Origin of the sequence: Moryella indoligenes, from assembly GCF_030812885.1 — a bacterium.
Lineage (GTDB): Bacteria > Bacillota > Clostridia > Lachnospirales > Lachnospiraceae > Moryella > Moryella indoligenes.
Window position 1 is genome coordinate 1 of the sequence record NZ_JAUSTO010000031.1, and the last position, 2,991, is coordinate 2,991.

At 40.3% G+C, this 2,991-nt stretch carries 5 protein-coding genes; 2 read left to right on the forward strand and 3 right to left on the reverse strand.

What is annotated here, in order from left to right; translation table 11 throughout:
* Positions 1 to 677 precede the first annotated feature (677 nt).
* From J2S20_RS11905 to J2S20_RS11915, 3 genes are read right to left on the reverse strand one after another with little or no spacing between them, the layout of a single operon-like run.
* Positions 678 to 1,115: a hypothetical protein gene (locus J2S20_RS11905; protein WP_307255549.1), complete on the reverse strand. Its 438-nt coding sequence runs from the start codon at positions 1,113 to 1,115 to the stop codon at positions 678 to 680.
* Between the two features lie 17 nt (positions 1,116 to 1,132).
* Positions 1,133 to 1,585 carry an ImmA/IrrE family metallo-endopeptidase gene (locus tag J2S20_RS11910; RefSeq protein ID WP_307255550.1) on the reverse strand — a complete coding sequence of 151 codons (453 nt, stop codon included), beginning with the start codon at positions 1,583 to 1,585 and terminating at the stop codon, positions 1,133 to 1,135.
* Position 1,586: 1 nt separating this feature from the next.
* Positions 1,587 to 2,009 carry a helix-turn-helix domain-containing protein gene (locus J2S20_RS11915; protein ID WP_307255551.1) on the reverse strand — a complete coding sequence of 141 codons (423 nt, stop codon included), beginning with the start codon at positions 2,007 to 2,009 and terminating at the stop codon, positions 1,587 to 1,589.
* Positions 2,010 to 2,204: 195 nt separating this feature from the next.
* Here J2S20_RS11915 and J2S20_RS11920 point away from each other — a divergent pair, with 195 nt between their 5' ends.
* Together J2S20_RS11920 and J2S20_RS11925 are read left to right on the forward strand one after the other, a co-directional pair.
* Positions 2,205 to 2,390: a helix-turn-helix domain-containing protein gene (locus J2S20_RS11920; protein ID WP_307255552.1), complete on the forward strand. Its 186-nt coding sequence runs from the start codon at positions 2,205 to 2,207 to the stop codon at positions 2,388 to 2,390.
* A 234-nt stretch (positions 2,391 to 2,624) separates the two neighbouring features.
* On the forward strand, positions 2,625 to 2,882 hold the full coding sequence (locus tag J2S20_RS11925; RefSeq protein WP_307255553.1) for a hypothetical protein: 258 nt from the start codon (positions 2,625 to 2,627) through the stop codon (positions 2,880 to 2,882).
* Positions 2,883 to 2,991 lie beyond the last annotated feature (109 nt).

Below are 2,991 nucleotides of genomic sequence, written 5' to 3' on the forward strand. Positions count from 1 at the left end.
AGTATCGGACACCATCTTTCATCTCCCGGATTCTCCACTTGCTGCCGTGCTTTTCTATAGTCATGGTATACCTCCTCGAATTTTGGGTACAAAAAATACACGTCTTGAAAAACGTGCTCCAAAAAGGTATACTGTAGATGAATTGGGTGTATCCTTTTCGGAGGGTATCTCGCCGCTTCGGTGTTGGTAGCACCGGGGCGGTTTTTCTTATTTGGTCTTCTTTTCCTTAATCCAGGCTATTAAAAAATATTAGAATGAAAGCATTCTTATTCCAAAATTTAAATTACAATTAGAATAACTGTTTCGTTAATCTAAAATCAATATCATTACTGGATTGATTTCTTATCTTGTATCTCTCGATCTGCGACACCTAAAGCTACTATTTTATTGACACCAACAAAATAGTCAGAGGCTAACGCTTCATCTCGGCGGCTTCACCCAGATGCTCCATTAGAATCATAGGATCACCCCCGCTGCGCGGGGAAGAGTTCTTTACCGCATCAGAAAGCTTCTTTGTAATGGGATCACTCCCGCCGCGCGGGGAAGAGGTTATTGCTGTTGGTTATGTGTTTATTTTATATTCAGAGTTACTGTCTGTTTCGGAGCATCTTTTCTCCAGTTCCACTGGTCAGATATTATTAAAGTGATAGGACTATCATCTTCCGGTTTAAATATTTTCATAGTTTTGAAGAGTTGCGTTTACAATATTTGATGTACTTAATCCATCTAGGGATAGTATCTAAACATTCTTGTAAACTAGGGTCATGGAGCTCTTTGATAGAGGTCATTCCTATAGAAAATTGCATGTAGTTGCGCTTTCCACTCAGCCGAATCTTTCCTATATAGCATTCAGAAACATAATCAACATTCCAAGTGCCATCCGAAAGCTTTTGCAATTTCAATAGTGAAGGATTTAATCCGGCATTTAATATTTGATTTGATAGTTCTGTAAAAAATACATGCTCGTCAGCATTAAGGTTATGGTCATCAAAGATATTTCTTTTCCCTTGCAGATGCTCTTGATTTGTTTGCAGTTCTTTTTGTAAGCCTATTTTAATAAGATGAGATATTTCCCGGTCTTTGATTTTTGTTTTCTTCTCTCCGAATAAACCCATTTTATCCTCATTCTTAATTATTTTGGTTGAGCATAACAATTAAATTTTAGATTCAACATTCCCTCTGAAAAGCCTGTTAGCCTTATCAGCTCATAGATAGTGAGCTCTCTATTATCCAGCATGAAATCATCATCTAGTAGCAGTTCTGCTGCAAAATAATTCGCTTCTTTTTCGTAGCGGCTGGTTTTCAGTAAAGTGTGATGCTCCATAAAGTAAGTCTGCGCTCTGCTGTGAAGGAGCGCGTGTCCTAACTCATGAGCCATAATTACACGGAGCTTGTAATGATCTTCAATATTGCTGTTCAGATATATAACTCTGTGACGTTTCATGTATCTGTACAGTCCAGACACACTGCCTAAATCCTTCTTATAGACTTTGATCTTCAGGCAGTCAGCAAGCTCGAATGGGTCTCTGGTTTGAAATTTCTTCGTGTAGTAAGCTACCGCCTTTCTAATCTCATCTCTGTTCATTTCAATCCTGCTTTTTATTTTTATTAGGGTTGTATAAGACCTTGTTTTCCTTCTTGAGCTGCGTTAGCCCAAACTCTAAAGCTGCCCGAACCTTAATTAAGGTTTCGTTGTCTATTTGCTCTCCGTTATATCTTAAAGGGCCCTCATCGCCCGACTCAAGTTTTCCCATGATATCGTCAAGGTCTTTTGCAATGTCGCGACGGTCACGAGCATTGAGACCGTCAGAATCGTTCTCTGTTCGTTCCAGCAAATAATCAACAGATACACCTAAGTAATCTGCTATTTGTGCAAGCTTTTCTCCGCTCGGAGAGCTTTTTTTCATTTTATTTATTGAACTTCTTGCAAATCCAAGTTCTTTTTCTAATGCATTTACCGTAATTCCTTTTCTTTTACAAGCCTCTGAAATCTTTTCAAATAACCCCATAATTCACCTCAGCAAAATTTTGCGAAAAAGAGTATTGACATTCGCAAAATAATGCGTATAATAACAAATATAGGACGCAGGATTTTGCGAAACATTCTTATCTGGACAATTTGAGTGTATAAAATATTGCGCATAAAGTCAATAGAAAAAAGCAAAATTTTGCGTCTGATTATATGAAAGGAGGCCAAAACAATTATGGGACTTTATGAAAAGATACGCGACAAGGCTAAAGCAAAAGGAATTACTATTAGCGAAATCGAAGCAGATCTCGGATTCTCAAGAAGCAGTATTTACAAGTGGAATGTAAATATTCCGGGGATTGATCGCGTAAAAAAAGTCGCCGACTATCTCGGAGTATCTATCGAAGAGCTGATGAAGTGAGGAGGAAGGGATATCTGGAAAATAAAGGCATGGATTATTGTTCTGGGGGCTCTGATTCTTGCAGACCAGATTCAGAGTCGGAAACAGTTTCAGAATCAGGCGGAGTTGACTGCTCAGGCGATTGAGATACAGGCGAAGATAAATCAGAAGCTGATTGATGCTCTAAAGATTCTTGGACATCTTGATAAGGAGAGTATAACACACGGATTGATAAAGCAAGAAAGGAGGCCACCAATGCCGAGAGTACAATCTTACGACCCTTATGCAAAAGAAAAGGCTCTCGCAGAAGCTATCGAACGACATGCCGGAGCATGTATCGGTGCTCGCTGGACAAACTTCATGCAGCGAACTGGAATGAAGCGCTCGACACTGCACCGGAGGCGGCAACGGGGAGACTGGACGTTCCGGGAGCTGGTAAAGATTTTCAGCGATCCTCAGATGGGATTCTCTGATGAAGAGATCGTTGAGCTGATGAGAGGGAAGAAGAAATGAGAGAACGAACAAGATTTATCCCTGTGGCAGACATCGACAGCTGCCTTGACAGGGAAACGCGGAGGCTCAGACACGAGTTGCGGGACGCGAAGGATATGAACCTGCTGTT

What these genes read in the sequence shown, in the direction of transcription:
- J2S20_RS11925 (WP_307255553.1), top strand. Translation starts at nt 2,625, where the DNA reads ATGCCGAGAGTACAATCTTACGACCCTTATGCAAAAGAAAAGGCTCTC.
- J2S20_RS11910 (WP_307255550.1), bottom strand. Translation starts at nt 1,585, where the DNA reads ATGAACAGAGATGAGATTAGAAAGGCGGTAGCTTACTACACGAAGAAA.
- J2S20_RS11905 (WP_307255549.1), bottom strand. Translation starts at nt 1,115, where the DNA reads ATGGGTTTATTCGGAGAGAAGAAAACAAAAATCAAAGACCGGGAAATA.
- J2S20_RS11915 (WP_307255551.1), bottom strand. Translation starts at nt 2,009, where the DNA reads ATGGGGTTATTTGAAAAGATTTCAGAGGCTTGTAAAAGAAAAGGAATT.
- J2S20_RS11920 (WP_307255552.1), top strand. Translation starts at nt 2,205, where the DNA reads ATGGGACTTTATGAAAAGATACGCGACAAGGCTAAAGCAAAAGGAATT.